Origin of the sequence: Sinorhizobium kostiense (genome assembly GCF_017874595.1) — a bacterium.
In the GTDB taxonomy this organism is placed as follows: Bacteria; Pseudomonadota; Alphaproteobacteria; order Rhizobiales; family Rhizobiaceae; genus Sinorhizobium; species Sinorhizobium kostiense.
On record NZ_JAGILA010000003.1, the window covers coordinates 395,648 to 413,612 of the forward strand.

Annotated in this window: 14 protein-coding genes; 9 read left to right on the top strand and 5 right to left on the bottom strand. The window is 59.4% G+C overall.

Annotated features, from left to right (window positions below):
- Position 1: 1 nt before the first annotated feature.
- Positions 2-760 carry a GntR family transcriptional regulator gene (locus J2Z31_RS14595; RefSeq protein WP_050577639.1) on the bottom strand — a complete coding sequence of 253 codons (759 nt, stop codon included), beginning with the start codon at positions 758-760 and terminating at the stop codon, positions 2-4.
- 170 nt (positions 761-930) lie between these two features.
- Between J2Z31_RS14595 and dapA the strand changes: the two genes are divergently transcribed.
- The 8 genes from dapA (at position 931) to J2Z31_RS14635 (ending at position 9,797) form a co-directional block, all read left to right on the top strand.
- Complete coding sequence (gene dapA, locus J2Z31_RS14600; RefSeq protein WP_028002799.1) at positions 931-1,809, top strand: 4-hydroxy-tetrahydrodipicolinate synthase; 879 nt, start codon at positions 931-933, stop codon at positions 1,807-1,809.
- Between the two features lie 68 nt (positions 1,810-1,877).
- Positions 1,878-2,912, top strand: coding sequence for a proline racemase family protein (locus tag J2Z31_RS14605; protein WP_028002800.1), 1,035 nt, complete (start codon positions 1,878-1,880; stop codon positions 2,910-2,912).
- 16 nt (positions 2,913-2,928) lie between these two features.
- Positions 2,929-4,176, top strand: coding sequence for an NAD(P)/FAD-dependent oxidoreductase (locus J2Z31_RS14610; protein WP_209602397.1), 1,248 nt, complete (start codon positions 2,929-2,931; stop codon positions 4,174-4,176).
- A 24-nt stretch (positions 4,177-4,200) separates the two neighbouring features.
- Complete coding sequence (locus J2Z31_RS14615) at positions 4,201-5,691, top strand: aldehyde dehydrogenase family protein (protein WP_028002801.1); 1,491 nt, start codon at positions 4,201-4,203, stop codon at positions 5,689-5,691.
- Complete coding sequence (locus J2Z31_RS14620; protein ID WP_028002802.1) at positions 5,688-6,446, top strand: SDR family NAD(P)-dependent oxidoreductase; 759 nt, start codon at positions 5,688-5,690, stop codon at positions 6,444-6,446. Before J2Z31_RS14615 ends, J2Z31_RS14620 begins: the two co-directional genes overlap by 4 nt.
- Positions 6,447-6,457: 11 nt before the next feature.
- Positions 6,458-7,213 carry an SDR family NAD(P)-dependent oxidoreductase gene (locus J2Z31_RS14625; RefSeq protein ID WP_028002803.1) on the top strand — a complete coding sequence of 252 codons (756 nt, stop codon included), beginning with the start codon at positions 6,458-6,460 and terminating at the stop codon, positions 7,211-7,213.
- 11 nt (positions 7,214-7,224) lie between these two features.
- The gene (locus J2Z31_RS14630) at positions 7,225-8,268 is read left to right on the top strand and encodes an Ldh family oxidoreductase (RefSeq protein WP_028002804.1); all 1,044 of its coding nucleotides are present in this window, start codon (positions 7,225-7,227) and stop codon (positions 8,266-8,268) included.
- 149 nt (positions 8,269-8,417) lie between these two features.
- On the top strand, positions 8,418-9,797 hold the full coding sequence (locus J2Z31_RS14635) for an aspartate aminotransferase family protein (RefSeq protein WP_028002805.1): 1,380 nt from the start codon (positions 8,418-8,420) through the stop codon (positions 9,795-9,797).
- 349 nt (positions 9,798-10,146) lie between these two features.
- Here J2Z31_RS14635 and J2Z31_RS14640 read toward each other — a convergent pair whose 3' ends face one another.
- From J2Z31_RS14640 to J2Z31_RS14655, 4 genes are all read right to left on the bottom strand, one after another.
- Positions 10,147-12,390 carry a methyl-accepting chemotaxis protein gene (locus J2Z31_RS14640; RefSeq protein ID WP_033058291.1) on the bottom strand — a complete coding sequence of 748 codons (2,244 nt, stop codon included), beginning with the start codon at positions 12,388-12,390 and terminating at the stop codon, positions 10,147-10,149.
- 350 nt (positions 12,391-12,740) lie between these two features.
- Entirely contained in the window at positions 12,741-13,862 is a 1,122-nt protein-coding gene (locus tag J2Z31_RS14645; RefSeq protein WP_028002806.1) for a tyramine oxidase subunit B, read from the bottom strand.
- Positions 13,863-13,914: 52 nt separating this feature from the next.
- Complete coding sequence (gene eno, locus J2Z31_RS14650; protein WP_028002807.1) at positions 13,915-15,189, bottom strand: phosphopyruvate hydratase; 1,275 nt, start codon at positions 15,187-15,189, stop codon at positions 13,915-13,917.
- A 1-nt stretch (position 15,190) separates the two neighbouring features.
- The gene (locus tag J2Z31_RS14655; protein ID WP_028002808.1) at positions 15,191-16,600 is read right to left on the bottom strand and encodes a glycerate kinase type-2 family protein; all 1,410 of its coding nucleotides are present in this window, start codon (positions 16,598-16,600) and stop codon (positions 15,191-15,193) included.
- A gap of 258 nt (positions 16,601-16,858) precedes the next feature.
- Between J2Z31_RS14655 and J2Z31_RS14660 the strand changes: the two genes are divergently transcribed.
- Entirely contained in the window at positions 16,859-17,527 is a 669-nt protein-coding gene (locus J2Z31_RS14660; protein ID WP_028002809.1) for a GntR family transcriptional regulator, read from the top strand.
- Positions 17,528-17,965 lie beyond the last annotated feature (438 nt).

Here is a 17,965-nt window from a genome sequence, read left to right on the forward strand (position 1 = left end):
CTCATTCTGCGGCGTTCAATGGCATGAGAGGAGCTTCGGTTGTGTAGTTCTCGCGCATGAAATTGATGAAGTTGTCTTGGAACTGGCGGGTATGGGCGTGGGCGAGTTCGTCCGCCCGCTCCACATCGCGGTTGCGGATCGCTTCCAGCATCAGGTTGTGCTCGTCGGTGAGGAGATAGCCCTCATGCGTCCTCTCGAGATATTCGAAATGCAGGTGCAGCATGCGCTGGCCTTGTCCCAGAAGCCGTTCATAGAACGAAGCAAGAAAAGGATTTTTTCCGGCATCCGCAATGGCCATGTGGAAACGCTTGTTGGCTTCCGACATCGAGAGATGAACGCCGGTCTTGACCGCCGCCTCGAACTCCTTCTGGCGCTTGGCGATGATCTTGAGATCGGCGTCGGTACGCAGTGTCGCCGCAAGGCGAGTGTTCATACGCTGAGCGATATCCAGCGCCTCGACATATTTGGGGAACGTCCCGATTTCGATCGGCGCGACGATAGTACTGCGATTGGACAGAGTGACCACCAGACCTTCGCCCGCCAGGCGGATCAGCGCCTCACGGACGGGGGAGCGCGACATGTCGAAACGCTCGGCAAGCGTCGTCTCGTCGAGAAGCTGGCCGGGCTGCAACCTCAGCCCCAGGATCTCGGCTCGCAGCGTGTCGTAGACGCTTTTCCAGCCGGTGCCACGGATGCGCCTAGATTCCTGTTCTTCCACTTCAAATTCCTTCCCGCCTGTATGCCTTGACCATAGATTCATAAGGACACCGTGTCGACAAGGAACTTTCAGCTTGACTTTGTCGACATTAAGACGACATAACATCGGCAGGCAGAGGATGGATGCAGGTGCCGCTGGACGGCGCAAATGAACTGCCAAGACCCTCGGATCGAAACAGTCACTTCTAAATTCTTGTCAAATGGAGCCTCGCGATGAAACTCACCGGCGTCATGCCCGCCCTCGTCACCCCCTTCGACAAAAACAACAAGATCGATTTCAAGTCCTTTGAAAAGCTTTTGGCCCATCTCCGCGAGGCCGGGGTGACCGGCTGGGTACCGAACGGTTCGACGGGTGAATATTTCAGCCAGACCACCGAGGAGCGCCGCGACGTCCTGCAGTTCGTCAAGGACTTCGCCAAGCCGGGCGAAATCCTGATCGCCGGCACGAATGCGCCGGCCACGCGCGAGGTTATCGAGCAGACCGAGCTCGCCAGGAAGATCGGCTATGACACGGTTTTGCTCGCGCCGCCCTTCTACACCCGCCCGACCCAGGAAGAGCTGATCAAGCACTATGAAACCGTGCTGGCTGCGGTCGACGTCAACCTGGTGCTCTACAGCTACCCGGCAAAGGACGGCTCCGATATCAGCTTCGAATTGATGGACCACTTTGCCGACAATCCGCGTGTCATTGGCATCAAAGAAAGCTCGGGCGTGCTGCAGCGGGCGATCGATATCGCCAGCCGCTACGAGGGCAAGATCCAATTGGTCAGCGGTTCCGACGATATTGCGCTCGACTTCATGTTCTGGGGTGCGGAAAGCTGGATTTGCGGACCGTCGAACTGCATGGCGAAAGCGTGCTGCGATCTCGACCGCACCTACAAGTCAGGCGATATCGCCAAGGCGCGCGACATGATGAAGACCCTTTATCGTGCGATGAACATCCTCGAATCCGGAAAATTCGTACAGAAGATCAAGTATGGCTGCGAGCTGCAGGGCTTGCCCGTCGGCGAGTGCCGCGCGCCGCTCGGCCCCCTGACCGATGCCGAGAAGGCCGAGTTCAAGGCCGCCATGCAGCCGATCCTCAACTGGTAAGTTTCGAGCCGGTGGCGCCCGGTTGCGTCGGGCGCCCTTATTGCTTCTTGGGTTCAGGGATCGGGGTCATGCGGTTCAAAAAGGTGCTCTCCGTCGTCGAATGCCATGCGGAAGGCGAGAGCGGCAAGGTCATCGTCGGCGGCGTCGGACAGGTGCCGGGTAAGACAATGTTCGACAAGAAACTTCATCTTGAAAACTACATGGACGACATCCGCAAAATGGTGCTGTTCGAGCCGCGCGGCGCCGTCTGGCACAATGCCAATATCGTGCTGCCGTCCAACCATCCTGACGCGGATATGGGCTATGTGATCCTGGAGACCACCGAGTATCCTGCGATGTCCGGGTCGAACACCATGTGCGTTGCGACCGTGCTGCTCGAGACGGGCATCCTGCCGATGCAGGAACCCGTTACAAACCTGACGCTCGAGTCGCCGGCGGGTCTCATCCGTGTACGCTGCGAGTGCCGCGATGGGAAGGTGACCAGCGTCCGCCTCGTGAACCAGCCTGCCTTTTGCTATCACGTCGACAGCAAGATCGAGGTCGCCGGCCTGGGTACGGTCGGGGTCGACATCGTCTATGGCGGTATGACCTATGTGATGGTCGACGCCGCAGCACTCGGCTTTTCAGTCGACCCGTCCGAAGCACGGGAACTGTGCGAGGTCGGTCAGAGGCTGAAAACCGCCGCCGTGGAGCAGCTTGCGGTGGAACATCCCGAAAACCCTGCCATTCCGGGCATCACCAACACGGAATTCATGGGTCCGCTACGCCGCGAGAACGGCCAACTGGTATCGAGAAATTGCGTCGTCGTTTCCCCGGGGCGTTGCGATCGTTCGCCCTGCGGCACGGGTTCGTCGGCCCGCTTGGCCCTGCTTCATGCCAAAGGTCTGATCGCGCCCGGCGAAACGCTAGTGCATGAATCCATCACCGGCAGCCGCTTTTTGTGCTCGATTGACGGTCTGGCCAAGGTCGGCCGATACGATGCCGTCATTCCCGCCATATCAGGCCAGGCCTGGATCACCGGTTTTCACCAGATGGGCATGGATCCGACCGATCCGTATCCGAATGGCTTCACCGTGGCCGACACCTGGATGGCAACCGTTTGATCCGGCAGACAGCAACATGAACACTTCATCCACGATCGCAATTGTCGGCGCCGGCATTATCGGCACCACGCTTGCCTATGATCTGCAACGCCGCGGGCATGCCGTCCGGCTAATCGAGCGGGATGGTCCGGGCACCGGCGCAAGCTTCGGCAATATGGCAAGCATCGCGGTGACCGAGTTCATGCCGGCCTCGCGACCGGCAATCTGGAAACAGATGCCGAAATGGCTTCTCGATCCGGAAGGCCCGGTGCGCGTCCGGCCGTCCTATATGCCGCGACTTATCCCCTGGTTCCTGCGTTTTCTGGCAGCAAGCCGTCCCTCGAAGCTTCGCGAACTCGAGGCAGCAGGCGCGGTGCTCTGCCACCGCGTGCAGGAGGACCTTGATGCGCTCTTGAAAGAGACCGGTCTGACTCACATGCTGAGTGCGGAAGGCTGCCTCAGCCTTTATGCCGACGAGGCCGAGTTCAAGGCCGATCGCGATCATATCGAAATCCTCGAGCGCTTCGGTTTTCGTCACGAGATTTTGGGCGGTAATGCGATCCGCGACCTTGAACCGGCACTGACGACCAAGATCACCAAGGCGGTGCTCTTTCCCGACAACCGGTCGGTGGCAGACCCATACAAACTCGTCACGGCGCTTGCCGAACGCTTCCAGGCCCTAGGCGGTACGATCGTCCGCGGCGACGTCGGCGGCTTTGAGACGGGCGAGGGCGGGATCAAGGCTGTCCGCCTAAAGGATGGTCGTGCGATCAAAGCCGAAAAGACCGTGCTCGCGGCGGGCGTTTTTACCGCCCGCATGGCCCGGGATCTCGGAGAGCCGATTCCGCTTGAAACCGAACGCGGCTATCACACCCAGATCATGGATCCCGGTATTTCCATGCGCCATTCGATCATCTGGCCGGCCAAGGCCTTCATGGTGACGCCGACGGCAGGCGGCATCCGGATCGGCGGCACGGTGGAAATGGCGGGCATTGACGCTGCACCGGACTATCGCCGCGCCAAGATCACGGTCAAGCGCGCGCTCGAAGCGCTGCCCGATCTGAAAGTGCGTCAGACGAGTGAATGGATGGGCCACCGTCCGGCCTTCCCAGACACGGTGCCTGTCATGAGCGCCTCTGCCAAGCATCGCGATCTCTATTATGCGACCGGCCATGGCCATCTCGGGCTCACCTATGCCGCGACCAATGCGCGGCTGATGGGGGACCTGATTTCCGGTGTCACGCCGCCCGTCGATCTTACCCCCTTTCGCGCCGACCGGTTCTGAGCCGGGTTGCCAATGGAGTATCTCATGCAGGACAAACTCTACATCGATGGAAAATGGGTTGCCCCCGCAAAGGGCGGCACGGCCGATGTCATCAATCCCGCGACAGAAGAGGTGATCCGGCAGATTGCGCTGGCAACCGAGGAGGATGTCGATCTCGCCGTGAAGGCAGCGCGACGCGCCTTCGACAAGGATGGTTGGCCGAAACTCGCCGGCGCCGAGCGCGCCAGATATCTGCGCGCCATCGCCGCCGGCATTCGCGCCCGGCAGGCCGATATCGCCCGGCTTGAAGTGCTCGACAATGGCAAGCCTTTCCCGGAAGCGGACTGGGACATCGCCGACGCTGCCGGCTGCTTCGATTTTTATGCCGGACTGGCTGAGGAATTCGATACGAAATCCGTCGAGCCTGTCCTGCTCGGCGATGCCCGCTTCACCTCCAAGGCGGTCAAGGAGCCGATGGGCGTCGTGGGAGCGATTGTCCCCTGGAACTATCCGTTGCTGATGGCATCGTGGAAGGTGGCGCCGGCGCTTGCGGCGGGTTGCACAGTCGTGCTGAAACCGGCTGAACTCACCTCGCTGACCGCGCTTGAACTGGCCGCCATCGCCGATGAGGTCGGATTGCCTGCCGGCGTACTGAACGTTGTGACAGGCGCGGGTTCGATCGCCGGACAGGCGATCGTCGACCATCCCCTGGTTGACAAGCTCGCCTTCACCGGCTCCGGCCCGGTCGGTTCGAAGATGATGGCGCAGGCGGCGCGGGACGTAAAGCGCATCAGCCTCGAGCTTGGCGGCAAGTCGCCTTTCGTCGTTTTCGATGACGCCGATATCGAACAGGCCGTCGAATGGATCATGTTCGGTATTTTCTGGAATCAGGGCCAAGTCTGCTCGGCCACCTCCCGCGTTCTGGTGCAGCAGGGCATCTACGAGAGGCTGCTTGCCCGCCTGATCGAGGAAACCAGGAAGATCACCATCGGCAATGGCCTCGATGACGGGATCCTGCTCGGACCGCTCGTTTCTGCGCGGCAATATTCCAATGTCATGCGCGATATAGAAAAAGCAAAGGCAGCCGGCGCGACCGTTGCTTGTGGCGGCAACCGGCCGGAAGGCCTTGACAAGGGCTATTATCTTGAGCCGACCATCTTGACTGACGTGCCGCTCGACAGCGAGGCTTGGACGGAGGAAATCTTCGGGCCGGTGGTTTGCATCCGCCCATTCGCTACGGAAGAAGAAGCGATCCAACTCGCCAATGACAGCCGCTTCGGGCTTGCCGCTGCCGTCATGTCGAAGGACGATGCGCGCACCGAACGCGTTGCCGCGGCCTTCCGCGCCGGCATCGTCTGGATCAACTGCTCGCAGCCGACCTTCACCGAAGCGCCGTGGGGCGGTTACAAGCAGTCCGGCATCGGCCGCGAACTTGGCCGCTGGGGTTTTGAAAACTATCTCGAAACCAAGCAGATCACCCGATTTGCCACCGATGACCCCTGGGGTTGGTATATCAAGCCGGGGGCAGGTCAATGAACAAGCCTCTTTCCGGCCAGACAATCCTGGTGACCGGCGCATCGGGCGAGATTGGCCGCGCCATCATCAAGGCTTTGGCAGAGGACGGGGCCCGACCAATTATCCATTATGGCCGCAACCGAGCCGGCGCGGAAAGCCTGAATGCCGAGATCGACGGGAAAGGCATCATCGTGTCAGCCGATTTGTCGGCACCGGATGGCGCTTTCGCGCTCTGGCAGCGCTCGCTCGACGCGGCGGGTCGCATCCATGGGCTGGTCAACAATGCCGGAATCCTGAGCCGCATTGCGATCGCCGCCGAACCCGATCAATGGCGCTCAGTTTGGCAAAAGGATTTCCAGGTCAATTTCTTTGCCGCCGCCGATCTCGCGAAAGAAGCAATCCGGCATTTCAAGGCAAACGGTGGCGGACGTATCATCAACATGGCGAGCCGGGCCGGCCAGCGGGGCTATGCGGCGGACGCGATGCCCTATGGCGCGACAAAGGCGGCGCTTGTCAATTTGACCAAATCGATCGCCCGCAGCTTCGGCGCCGATGGTGTGACCGCGATTGCGATCGCACCCGGATGGGTGCGTACTCGCATGGCTGAGGAATTCGTTGCCAAGAACGGCAAGCAGGCGGCTGTCGGAGAAATTCCAATTGGCGAAATGGCGGAACCGGAAGCGGTTGCTGAATTGGTTGCCTTCTCCCTTCGCGCCTCCCAGGCATCGCTGAACGGCGCGACACTCGACGTCAATGGCGGCAGCTACATCCGTTAGGGAGAGATCGAATGCAACGCTTCGAAGGCAAAGTCGCGGTGGTCACCGGCGCTGGCGGCGGAATAGGCTCGGCGATTGCCAAGCGCCTCGCCTCTGAAGGCGCGTTGGTCGTTGTAACTGACGCCAATGCAGAGGCTGCCAAGACGGTGACGGCAGATATCCGCACCGCTGGCTGGCAGGCCGAAATGATTACGGCAAACATCGCGGAGAAAGGCGAATGCGCTTCGCTGATTTCCGACAGCTTTGCACTGCGTGGCCGCCTCGACGTGCTGGTCAACAATGCCGGCATCAACCGGCGCGGCAACCTGCTGTCGCTCTCCGACGAGGACTGGTCGATCAGCTTTGCCGTCAACCTTGATGCGATGTTTCACCTTTGCCGCGCGGCGCTGCCACTGATGATCAAGGCCGGCGGCGGCGCAATCGTCAACACCGCGTCGCAATGGGGTCTTTATCCCGCACCAAACCACATCGCCTACAACACGACCAAGGCCGCCGTTGCCGCTTTTACCCAGAATCTCGCGCGCGACTATGCGCCGGACAAGATCCGCGTGAATGCCGTATGTCCCGGCGAGATCCACACGCCGATGCTGGAAGCGGGGGTCAAGCGCTCCGGCCGCACCATTGCCGACCTCGACAAGCTGGTCCCTTTCGGTCGTATCGGCAAGCCCGAGGAAGTCGCCGCTCTCGTCGCCTTCCTCGCCTCGGACGAAGCGCGATTCATCTGCGGCTCGCTGGTGGAAATCACCGGCGCGCAAGCGGTGGCGTAAGGAAGTAGCGCATGGCGCACGGCAGCAGCGGCGACAGCATCAAGATTTCCTTTGAGGATCTTCGTGCCCTGTTGAAGCGGATATTCCTGAAGGCGGGTGCGGCGCAAACGGTCGCAGATATTCTGGCCGACAATTGCGCGGCCTGCGAACGGGATGGGTGCCACAGCCATGGCATTTTCCGCATGCCCGGCTATGTGACAAACCTGGAAACCGGATGGGTGGATGGCAGGGCCGTGCCGACTGCCCAGGAGGTTGGCCCATCCTTCCTGCGCATCGATGCCCGGAACGGCTTCGCACAGCCATCCTTTGAGGCATTCCGGCCGCAGATCGGCCAGATAATCGAGGCGACCGGCGTTGCGGTGGTCGCGATCAACAACTCGCATCACTTCAGCGCACTCTGGCCGGAACTTGAGCCCTTCGCCCAGGTGGGCTTTGTTGGTATTAGCGTTGTTACGGGTGGGTGCGTGGTCGTTCCCCCAGGCGGGCGCAAGCGTGTCCTTGGAACTAATCCCATCGCTTTCGCGACACCGGTCGGCGGTTCCGATCCTCTGATTTTCGACTTTGCCACAAGCAACATGTCCCATGGCGATCTCACCATTGCTGCCGGCGCGGGCCGAAAGGTGCCATATGGAACGGGTGTGGATCGCCACGGGCGGCTAAGCGACGATCCCGTTGTGATCAATGACGGTGGCGGCATCCTGCCTTTTGGCGGCCACAAGGGTGCGGCGCTCTCGCTGATGGTCGAGGTTCTGGCCTCGGCGCTGACCGGCGGAAAGTTCGCGGCGGAAGTGGATTTCACAGGCTACCCTGAGGCCAACGCACCGAAGACTGGCCAACTTTTGATTTTCATTGATCCCAGGAGAGGCGGCAATGTTGGATTCAGCAATCGCGTTCGGGATTTGCTGGAAATGCTGCGCCATGCCGGACAGGAGCGGTTTCCATCGCAGCAGCGATACCAGCGTCGTGCCGCGGCAATGAAGGATGGCATCCCCATCCGCGCCGCCGATTTCGAGAATCTGGAAGCTCTTGCAATTGGAGGGAGCCCGGCCCGATAGGATCGCCGTTGGGGAACTGGGCTCCTCGCATGGCAAGAGCCTTTGTCTAATCCATGTCGGCGAGGGGCCGACAGCCGTTTGACGAACCGCCGGTTCAATCCGTACTCGTCCGAATGCCGCTCGTAAGCTCGGCAAGAAGAGACATTGTCATGAGCCTCTCCAACTCTCTCGTCCAGCAGGACCTGTCATCACATATCCATCCCTTCACCAATCTCGCGCGGCACAAGGAAGTCGGGCCGACGGTCATCGAAAAAGGTGACGGCGTCTACGTCATCGACAACAACGGCCGGTCGTATATCGAAGCGATGTCGGGTCTGTGGAGTGTAGCCTTGGGTTTTAGCGAGGATCGCCTCGTCAAAGCCGCGACCCAGCAGATGGAAACGCTGCCCTACTATCACAGCTTTACCCACAAGACGCATGCACCTGCGATCAAGCTGGCTGCAAAGCTCGCCGAGCTGGCTCCCGGCGACCTCAATCATGTTCATTTCACCAATTCCGGCTCGGAGGCCAACGACACCGTCATCAAGTTGGTCTGGTACATGAACAATGCCCTGGGGCGACCGCAGAAGAAGAAATTCCTCGCCAGGCAGCAGGGCTATCATGGCTCGACCATCGCTTCGGCGAGCCTGACTGGCCTTCCCCGTAGCCATAGGGATTTCGACCTACCGGCCATTCCGGTCCGGCACCTCACCGCTCCCTATTTCTACCGCTTCGGGCTTTCAGGCGAGACGGAAGCCGAGTTCGTCGAGCGTCTTGCCCAGGAACTCGAGACCGTCATTGACGAGGAAGGGCCGGAGACGATTGCGGCTTTCATCGGAGAGCCGGTGATTGCCGCGGGTGGCGTGATCCCTGCGCCGGAAGGTTATTGGCAACGGGTCGAAGCGATTTGCCGGCAACATGACATTGTCCTGATCGCCGATGAGATCATTACCGCCTTCGGCCGGTTGGGCACAATGTTCGGCTGCCAATATTACGGCTTCCAACCGGATATCATGGTGCTGTCGAAGCAACTCACTTCGTCCTATCAGCCGCTCGCGGCGATCGTGATCTCCGACGCAATCAGCGAGGTTCTCACCGAAAACAGCGGTAGGATCGGCAGTTTCGCCCATGGCTTTACCACGACCGGCCACCCCGTCGCGACCGCCGTTGCGCTCGAAAATCTCAACATCATCGAGGAGCGGCAATTGGTCGACCACGCGAAAGTCGTCGGCGCGCGCCTGCAGGCGGGCTTGAACGGTCTGGCTTCGCATCCGCTTGTCGGCGACGTCCGTACGGTCGGACTCATGGGCGGTGTGGAACTGGTTGCCGACAAGGAGACCAGGCGCATGTTCGATCCGCGTGGTGCGCTGGGCGGCTACATCTTCCGGCAGGCGCATGAGCATGGTCTAATTGTCCGCAATATCTACGACACGATTGCCTTCTGCCCGCCGCTGATCATCTCCGAAAAGCACGTGTCTACGGTAATTGACGCATTTGCCGGCACCCTGGACGACGCAGCAAAGTGGGTTCGAGCCGAAGACTTGAAGTAACGCGTTGATATTGGGGTCAGACAAAGATCCGGCCTCGATCCGATTCTCCACGGCAATCTCAGCCGATAAAGCTGACGCGGTCCTTCGACGTTCTTGGCCACGTGTCGTACCGTTGTCCACATTGCCGCGACGGATCTCTCGAGTGCGGGCATGTTCTGCTATTGATCGGCCGGCGTTTGATCAGGGAGAAGGCTTGGAATCCCTGTCGGCGAGGCGTTTGGTGGCTGCGCCCCGCCAAACCCTCGGTGGGGCCGCGCTCGACAGATTTGCCGAATGAGGGTTAGCGGCGTGCCATGTAACGATGTTCGGGGGATACCTGATCGGCGCTCATTGTCCAAGAGGTCAGTGATCAGGCGACGTCTTTAAATGCCGCTGTTGCGTGCCCCACATCATCAAGTTGAAACTGGCTAATGAGGTGCAGGAGGTGGGTGGCTTCGCCGGCCAGAGACTTGCAGGCGGCGGTCGATTCTTCTGCAAGCGCCGCCGTCTGCTGAGTGGACAGGTCGATTTCCCTAATCGTCGAGCTGAACTCTCCGAGATGTGCCGCCTGATTGGAGGCGGTTGAGGCGATGTTGGACACAACAGATCGGATGAGATCGATTTGGTTGGCAATCTTCTTCAACAGTTCGCTGGTGGAACTGACAAGCTGTGTCCCCCGCTCGACACGCCGCGATGAGGTGTTGATCAATTCTTTGATTTCCTTAGCAGCGTCTGCCGATCGCTGCGCCAGGGCACGAACTTCGGAGGCCACGACGGCAAAGCCCTTTCCGGCATCGCCGGCTCTTGATGCCTCGACACCCGCGTTCAAGGCGAGAAGATTGGTCTGAAAGGCGATTTCGTCGATGACACCGACGATATTGGCAATTTGCAACGAAGATTCCTCAATCTCGCCCATGCCGGAAATCGCCTGAGACACGATCTCGTCTGAGGACGCAGCCGTTGCGTGCACTTCGGCTACGATAGTATTGGCCTTGCTTGCCGCCTCGGCAGTGCGATTGACATCCGTTGAGACGGCGCCCAGCGTATTGACAGCACCTTCCAAGACGATGGCCTGGTGCTCCGTGCGCGTGGCGAGTGAATCCATTGCGCTGCTCATTTCGCTGGCAATGGAAGAAATCGAGTTTGCCTGTGTGGCAAATGTGATGACCGTGTCCTTCAGTTGAGCGACAGCGTCATTGAAGTCGTCTTTCAGCTGTTGGTAATCAGCTGGAAAGTCCTTGACGATCTTGTGAGACAGAATGCCGTTGGCAAGCGCAGAGAGACTATTGCCAATTTCGGTGACGACCCCAGCCTGGACGCGCAGCCGCTCAAGCCGATCGCTTTCCATAAGCCTGCGCTCGTTGTCAGCTGCCGCCTCGGTTCTTCGAGCGTCTTCTTCTGCCAGCCTTTTGGCGATGGCATTGTCTCTGAAAACGACTACTGCACGTGACATATCTCCGACTTCGTCGGCGCGGGTGGTTCCGAACACCTCACCGTTAGTGTCTCCGGACGCCAACCTTTTCATTTCGGACACCAGCCGCACGATCGGCCGGGAAATGGAACGGGACGCGACGACTGACAAAAGAAGCGCGGCCAGAGCGGTTAGGACCGATATTGTGAGGATTTTCCAAAGCATGTCGACAGCCGGGGCGAAAATCGACGCGGTCGGTTCGACGGCAATGATGGACCAGTTCTGTCCACCCCACGACAGGGGCTCGGAAGCCGCCATTACGTCCCGGTTGCCATACGAGTTGAAAGAGATTCCCGGCTTTAGCAAACTCTTGTCGACCGACAAGGACGCGACCCTGCTTTCGGAGAAACGCGATGTCGAGCGCGCCAAGCCATCCGTGCCGCCAACAATGGCTTCGCCCTCGGCACTAAAGCCGGAGCTGTCATGCATGATCGCGTCTATGGCAGAAGAAGTCATGGCGACGAGCAGCGTACCGCCCCGCTCATCGGGGATTAGTGCATTGGCGACGGCAACCGCGAAATAGGCAATCCCGGGCCCTGAGCTGGACGGTGGGCTGAAATCGGTCATCACAGCGACCGCTTGGTTCTCGGATAGTTTAATTGCCTTGGTAAGAGGACCGTCTGGCTGAAGCGCACCGAGACGATCCTGCCCGGTACTGTAGATAAGCTCACCTTCGGCGTTGACGAAAATAATGTTTGCATAGCCGTGTTCATTGGCAAGAGCTTTCAGCCAAGGGTCAACGGTTTTGTAAGCCCCGAGATAAAACTGCGCCTTTGCAGTGTTTCCGGCCTCTAGATCCTTGCTTGTGGCCTTCAGTCCCGACAACGCCGTCATCTGATCGGTCGGCAGTATCTTGTAGCCCGTGACCATATTGTCGAACGCTTTTACGAGCGCTGGGTTGGCGGCCAAGGCCTCGACGTCGAGCTTTGTTGTATTCAGCTTCGTAGCCAATATGTCTCGTTTTGTGCTCGCAATATATTCGAGATGAGTTCCAATCAGATATTTGGTCGTCGAAAACGAGGTGAAGCTCGCATAACCGGCGACGGTACCGCAGGCAAGGATCGTCACACCAAGCACCAAAGCAGGGACTTTCCGGCTTATCCTCCAGTTCAACTTGGCAGCCAGATTGGTGCGCAGCTTCATCGTCGCTTCTCCGTCAATCGAAGCCAAATATCGCACAACTCAGTTAAACATCGGTTAGTGTCGACATTCGGTCGTCAGATTCGGTAGATCGCTGTGCTAAGATGCGACCACTGACTTGGAAGAGCCGCGGGTTGTGATCTCGCTGCCTCACGGTCGATAAGACATGACGCGGCGCCCAGGGATCGACGAGCGCTAAAACGGATTCGATCCCTTCCGCTACCTCGCTATTCTGCAGTCATCGACTATGCAGGCAGACGCGATCGGCTCGACGATTCGCGCAGGTCGCTCGAGGTGATGCCATCTGAACCTGCCGGACGAATTGCGCCCGGCAGGTGATCCCACTTTGCCGGTTACGCCTGACTCGGCTTTTCCCAAAGGTTCAGCGACTGACCGATGCCGTTCTTGAGCGCAGTCTGGTAGCACTCATAGCCCCAGCTGATGTCGAAGACGGCCATGCCGCATGCGATGAAGATCACGCGATCCTTGGGCGTTTCGCGCCCGGGCTTCTTGCCGTTGACCACGTCGCCCAGGCCAGTCGAGTCATGTAGTGCCGGCAGCTTTCCGGCATCGATCAGCCGGAAGAAGGGACCGCCGATGACGCCGCTGTAATAGGCGTCCTTGTTGCCCGAGGCGACGGCGTCCTCAACATAGGCTTCCTGCAGCGCGGTGTGGTCGTAGACGATCTTGGCGGTGGTGAGGAAGCTTTCCTCGGTGTTGAACGGGCCGGAGACAAGGATGGTGGCGCCTTCCTTGATCCATTCATCGTTGAAGAAAAGCGGCTTCAGACGTGAGGCGGCGACGGTAACGACGTCCGCGCCGCGGAAGCCAGCCTCGGCATCATCCACACCCATGGCTTCGACATTATAGGTCTCCTTGACCCAGGCCGCGAACTCGTTGGCCTTGTCGAGGAAGATATCGAAGCAGACGACCTTCTCGACCGCCTTGAGCTGGGTCATAATCGCAGAGAAGCAGGCCTTGTTGATCGGTCCACAGCCGATCACGGAGACGACCTTCGAGTCAGCATTGGCGAGATGCTTGGCGGCGACGCCCGGCACTCCTCCGGTGCGCGCCGCGCTCAGTAGATTGGCCGACATCAGGGCGAGCGGCGCGCCGGTATCCTTGTCATTCAGCATCATCGTCAGCACAGAACGCGGCAGGCCCTTCGATGCATTGGCATGATTGGAACCGTACCATTTGTTGCCGCAGACGTCGAAGCGACCGCCGAGATAACCCGGCATGGCAGCGAAGCGCCGATCCGGTCCGGCGACCGGCATGTTGGGGAACTTCGTTTCCTTAGGGAACACGATGTTCAGGCCGTGACTGTTGTGATTTGCGCCGCCCATCAGGTAGTCGCCTTCGCCCAGCAGACTGAAGGTTTCCTCGCAGACAGTGACGCAGCGCTCGGCGTCCAACACGCCGGCTGCGATCATGTCGGGTTCGGAGAGGTAGAGAAAATCGATCCGCGGGTACATGGCGTTGCCTTTCAAGAGGTATGGAGGGAGATCAGCAGGGGTGGTATTTGGTTCAGAAGCGCAGAAGCGGTTTGATGTCATACAGCCGGCAGCCTGGGCTGCGGGCATTGGCGCGCATCAGAAAGTTCAATTTCTCAATGCGCTCGCCGGAGCGCGGGGCGCCGTTCTTTTGAAACGGCACCTGCAGGCCCACCGAAAAATCCATGACGACATCGTCGACAACGCCGCCGGAACGGCCCGACGGTACGGCGATCATTCCGTGCTCTGCAGCGAACCGATAGGCGTCCATCGCTTCTGTGATGGTGCCAACCTGATTTGGTTTTAGGACGAAGCCGTCGACGGCATGTTCATCGAGGGCGCGGCGCAACAGCGGAAGACTGGTGACTGTGAGATCGTCGCCGAGGATGATCGTCCGGGGCAGCTCCTGCACGGCCTTGCGATAGCCATCCCAGTCGTTCTCGTCGAGAAGGTCCTCGATAAAGACGAAGTCAAAGGTCTCAGTGAGCTTGCGAACGTAAGCGATCAATGCGCTGGAGGTGACGCGCTCGCCTTTGAGAAGATAGGTCTTGGTCGTCGCGTCATACATCTCGCTCGAAGCACAATCGAGCGCGAATGAAATCCTGCCGCGGTAGCCGCATTCGTCGATCGCCCGACGCATCATCGAGAGAACGACCATCGGATCGTCGGAGGGTGCGGCATAGCCGTAAGAGCTGGCGACCTGCGGCTTGTGGCCGAGATAGGCGGTCAGGACGGAGCCGAGGTGATTGAATACCGCAACGGCCATTTCAACGGCTTCGTCGATACTGTCCGTCCCGTGCGGGACAATCAGGAATTCGTTGAAGGATTGCGTAAAATTGTCGTAGCGGCCGCCGTTGATCACATTGAAGCAGGGCACCGGCACGGTCTTGATGTCGCCGCCCGCAATGTGATTGTAAAGCGGAATGCGCCGTGAAGCGGCGGCAGCGCGAAAGGCCGCTATCGACGCCGAATAGATGGTGTTGCCGCCGAGATTGCGTTTGTCCGGTGTGCCGTCGAGCCCGATCATCTTTTCGTCTATTGCCCTTTGATCGAACACATTCATGCCGATCAGGGCGGGGCCGATGATGTTGACGGCCTTGTTCACCGCCTTGTGAACACTCAAGCCCTTGTAACTCGAAGGGTCGCCGTCGCGCAGCACGAATGCCTCGTACATGCCGACGGAGGTGCCGGTCGGCGCAGCACCGAGGCCGATAGCGCCGCTTTCAGTGCGGATCTCCACCTCAACGGCGGGGCGGCACTTGCAGTCGATGATCTGCTGGGCGCGAAGGGAAACGATCTTGTCCTGCATCTCACGCGCCTCGCTGAAGTTCAGGGACGTACATAATTGTGAGGTCGCAGAGATTGGTGCCGGTGTTGCCGGTGAAGATGGCCGATGACACGGCCTCCAGTGCCTCGTAGCAACTGTGGTCGCGTAGCGCCTGGTAGAGATTGATCCCCTTGTCGGCCGCAGCCCTTGCGGTGGAGGAATCGGTGATGCCGCCGGCCACCCGCGTCGTCCCGTCAGTTCCCTCGGTGTCGACCGAAAGCAGGCAGGCGCCCGACGTCTTGGCTGCCGTGATGGCAAAGCTGACGGCCATTTCCTGGCCCGGCCCGCCATGACCGCGGATGACGCTGTTGTCCTCAATGAGTGTCGTCACCTCACCGGAGCTCAACAGTACGCAAGGTGCCTTGACGGGATTGCCATAGGTCTGGATTTCGCGTGCCATCGAGGCGAAGAAGGTGCCGGCGTCCCGTGCTTCGCCCTCGAGGAAAGAGGACACGATCATGGCCGGAATCCCCATCTCCTCGCAGATTTCCTTGGCATAGATGCAGGAGTCCGGCAGGGTGTTCAGCAGGAAATAAGTGTTATCCGGAAATGCCTTCGGCGTTTCGCCCTCAGGGCCGGCATTCATCAGGTAGTCGACCACCGTTTTCGGCAGGCGGTCGGCGACATTGCGGTTGATAATGGTCGCCCGCGCATCGTCCAGCGTCGTCGCGTCAGGGCCGATCGGCGTACTCTTGTAAGCAGCGTAGGGCACGGAAATATCACCGGTCGCGGGATTGCCGACGGCGTCGCTGATGCCGAAGCCGATGAGTTCGGCACCGATATCCTGAATACGTTTGGCCAGCATGCCACCGTTGAGCGCGGAAATGTGTCGCCGGACGGCGTTGATCTCATAGATGCCTGCGCCGGATTTCAAGAGGACGTCGGTCGTGTCGATCTCGTCCTGGAGGCTGATCCCGTCGATCGGGCATGACATCAGCGCCGAGCTTCCGCCGCTGATAACGCAGATGAAGAGGTCGTCCGGACCCGACTGATCCACGATCTCGATGATCTTCTTTGAGGCCCGGTGACCTTCCTCATTGGGAAGAGGGTGGCCGCCGATGAAGACCTCGGTCCTGTTGAACCTATCTGTCTCCTCAAGCACCTTGACGATGGCGATCCCCTTGGTGAGGCGTTCGCCGAGCACGTGATCCACGGCCATGGCCATGTGATTGCACGCTTTTCCAGCCCCGAAGAGATAGACGTTGCGCTTGTTCGACAGATCCCAGGAGCGGGTGCCGATATGGAGGACACTGCCTTCCATGCGCATGATGCCGCGCATGCGTCGGTAGCTATCCAATCGGTCGAGCGTCCTATCTGCGATCTCGAGCACGATCTGCCGGGAAGATCGATCGCCTGCGGACAGGATTTCATCTCCGTTACGTATCTTTTTCATCTGGACACTCGATTGCTGCAGGCGCGGTCCGGCACGAGCAAGGGCGCAACATGTCGCCCGCCCGGCAGGCAGCCCCGGCGGTTGAAGTCTTGGGTGAATTTCGCTTGCAGCGACGTCTCAGGCCGCGAGCCGAGGCCACAATACGCAAAAGGGCTATTGTCGACAATAGCCCTTTTAGATATTTTTTGACGTGCTGTTCTTGTTCTCAATCAGCTCAAGAGGATAAACAGGCAGAAACGCAGCCGAAGAGGCCCCGTGATGGATCGAGCGAAGCTTCCTAAGATTGAGAAAATGCCGGCGGATGTGCGCGCACTGGGCGTCTTGCGGGGCAGGATCATCGATGGTTCGATTCCCGCTGGGTCCCGGCTGACCGAGGTGCAGATTTCAGACGAGATGGGGCTTTCGCGCGCCACCGTGCGCACCGCGCTTCATCAACTGGCCCAAGAAGGCCTAGTCAGTCTGGTGCCCTACACGGGGTGGACGGTGGTCAAGCTGTCGCGTCAGGATATCTGGGAGCTCTATACGCTGCGTGGCGCCGTCGAGCGGCTGGCGGCGAGTTTGACGGCTGCCAGTGCTGAGCCGGCCCAGATGGCTGAGGTCCAGCAAGCCTTCGATGCGCTTGAAATCGCATGCGAGCGCAAAAATCCCAATGAGATCGCTGAGGCGGATTTCGGATTTCACAAGGCGGTCGTCGACGCCTCCGGTCATTCCCGGCTACGCGCACAATACGGGCTGATCGAACACCAGATTAGGGTCTATATCCGCTCGAGCGACGCGCTCATTGCTGATTCCAAGGAAATCCTGGATCAGCACCGGCCTATCCTTGAGGCGATCCTGTCGCGGAACTCCACCTTGGCCGGCGAACTCTCCGAAGACCATAATCTTCGGGAGGGTCAGAAGCTCACCGTTTCGGTGCCGCTCGCCTAAATCGCCCCTATCGGTCTGTTATCAGCTGGCGACCTTCTGCGGCGCGAAGGACCTTTGTCGTTACGCCCGTGCCATAGCGATTCTTCTGTCCATGTTGACACATATATGACAAGTGATATAATATGAATGCTACGGCACTGAGAGCAAATGGATTTTTGCGCTTGACGGTGTCGACACTAAGACGACATTATAGCTGTCGATACGGCGTCGACATGAAGGCAAAAATTACCGCTTGACATTGTCGACATTAGAACGACTAATAATAAAGTCGACATTAGAACGACAAGAATAGATTGGCTCAGCCAACATCGGGAACCGCGCCGCAGGGCGCCAATGGTGGGAATCAGAAGCAGCCCTTTTTGAAACGAGCTTGCAGCCGTGCTTATGGCCCGCGTGGCTCGCATTGGAAGGCGGCTATTCGGATGCGCTGGCACCGGG

Coding starts and splice junctions, on each gene's coding strand:
- J2Z31_RS14595 (WP_050577639.1), bottom strand. CDS start 760: ATGAATCTATGGTCAAGGCATACAGGCGGGAAGGAATTTGAAGTGGAA.
- dapA (WP_028002799.1), top strand. CDS start 931: ATGAAACTCACCGGCGTCATGCCCGCCCTCGTCACCCCCTTCGACAAA.
- J2Z31_RS14605 (WP_028002800.1), top strand. CDS start 1,878: ATGCGGTTCAAAAAGGTGCTCTCCGTCGTCGAATGCCATGCGGAAGGC.
- J2Z31_RS14610 (WP_209602397.1), top strand. CDS start 2,929: ATGAACACTTCATCCACGATCGCAATTGTCGGCGCCGGCATTATCGGC.
- J2Z31_RS14615 (WP_028002801.1), top strand. CDS start 4,201: ATGCAGGACAAACTCTACATCGATGGAAAATGGGTTGCCCCCGCAAAG.
- J2Z31_RS14620 (WP_028002802.1), top strand. CDS start 5,688: ATGAACAAGCCTCTTTCCGGCCAGACAATCCTGGTGACCGGCGCATCG.
- J2Z31_RS14625 (WP_028002803.1), top strand. CDS start 6,458: ATGCAACGCTTCGAAGGCAAAGTCGCGGTGGTCACCGGCGCTGGCGGC.
- J2Z31_RS14630 (WP_028002804.1), top strand. CDS start 7,225: ATGGCGCACGGCAGCAGCGGCGACAGCATCAAGATTTCCTTTGAGGAT.
- J2Z31_RS14635 (WP_028002805.1), top strand. CDS start 8,418: ATGAGCCTCTCCAACTCTCTCGTCCAGCAGGACCTGTCATCACATATC.
- J2Z31_RS14640 (WP_033058291.1), bottom strand. CDS start 12,390: ATGAAGCTGCGCACCAATCTGGCTGCCAAGTTGAACTGGAGGATAAGC.
- J2Z31_RS14645 (WP_028002806.1), bottom strand. CDS start 13,862: ATGTACCCGCGGATCGATTTTCTCTACCTCTCCGAACCCGACATGATC.
- eno (WP_028002807.1), bottom strand. CDS start 15,189: ATGCAGGACAAGATCGTTTCCCTTCGCGCCCAGCAGATCATCGACTGC.
- J2Z31_RS14655 (WP_028002808.1), bottom strand. CDS start 16,600: ATGAAAAAGATACGTAACGGAGATGAAATCCTGTCCGCAGGCGATCGA.
- J2Z31_RS14660 (WP_028002809.1), top strand. CDS start 16,859: ATGGATCGAGCGAAGCTTCCTAAGATTGAGAAAATGCCGGCGGATGTG.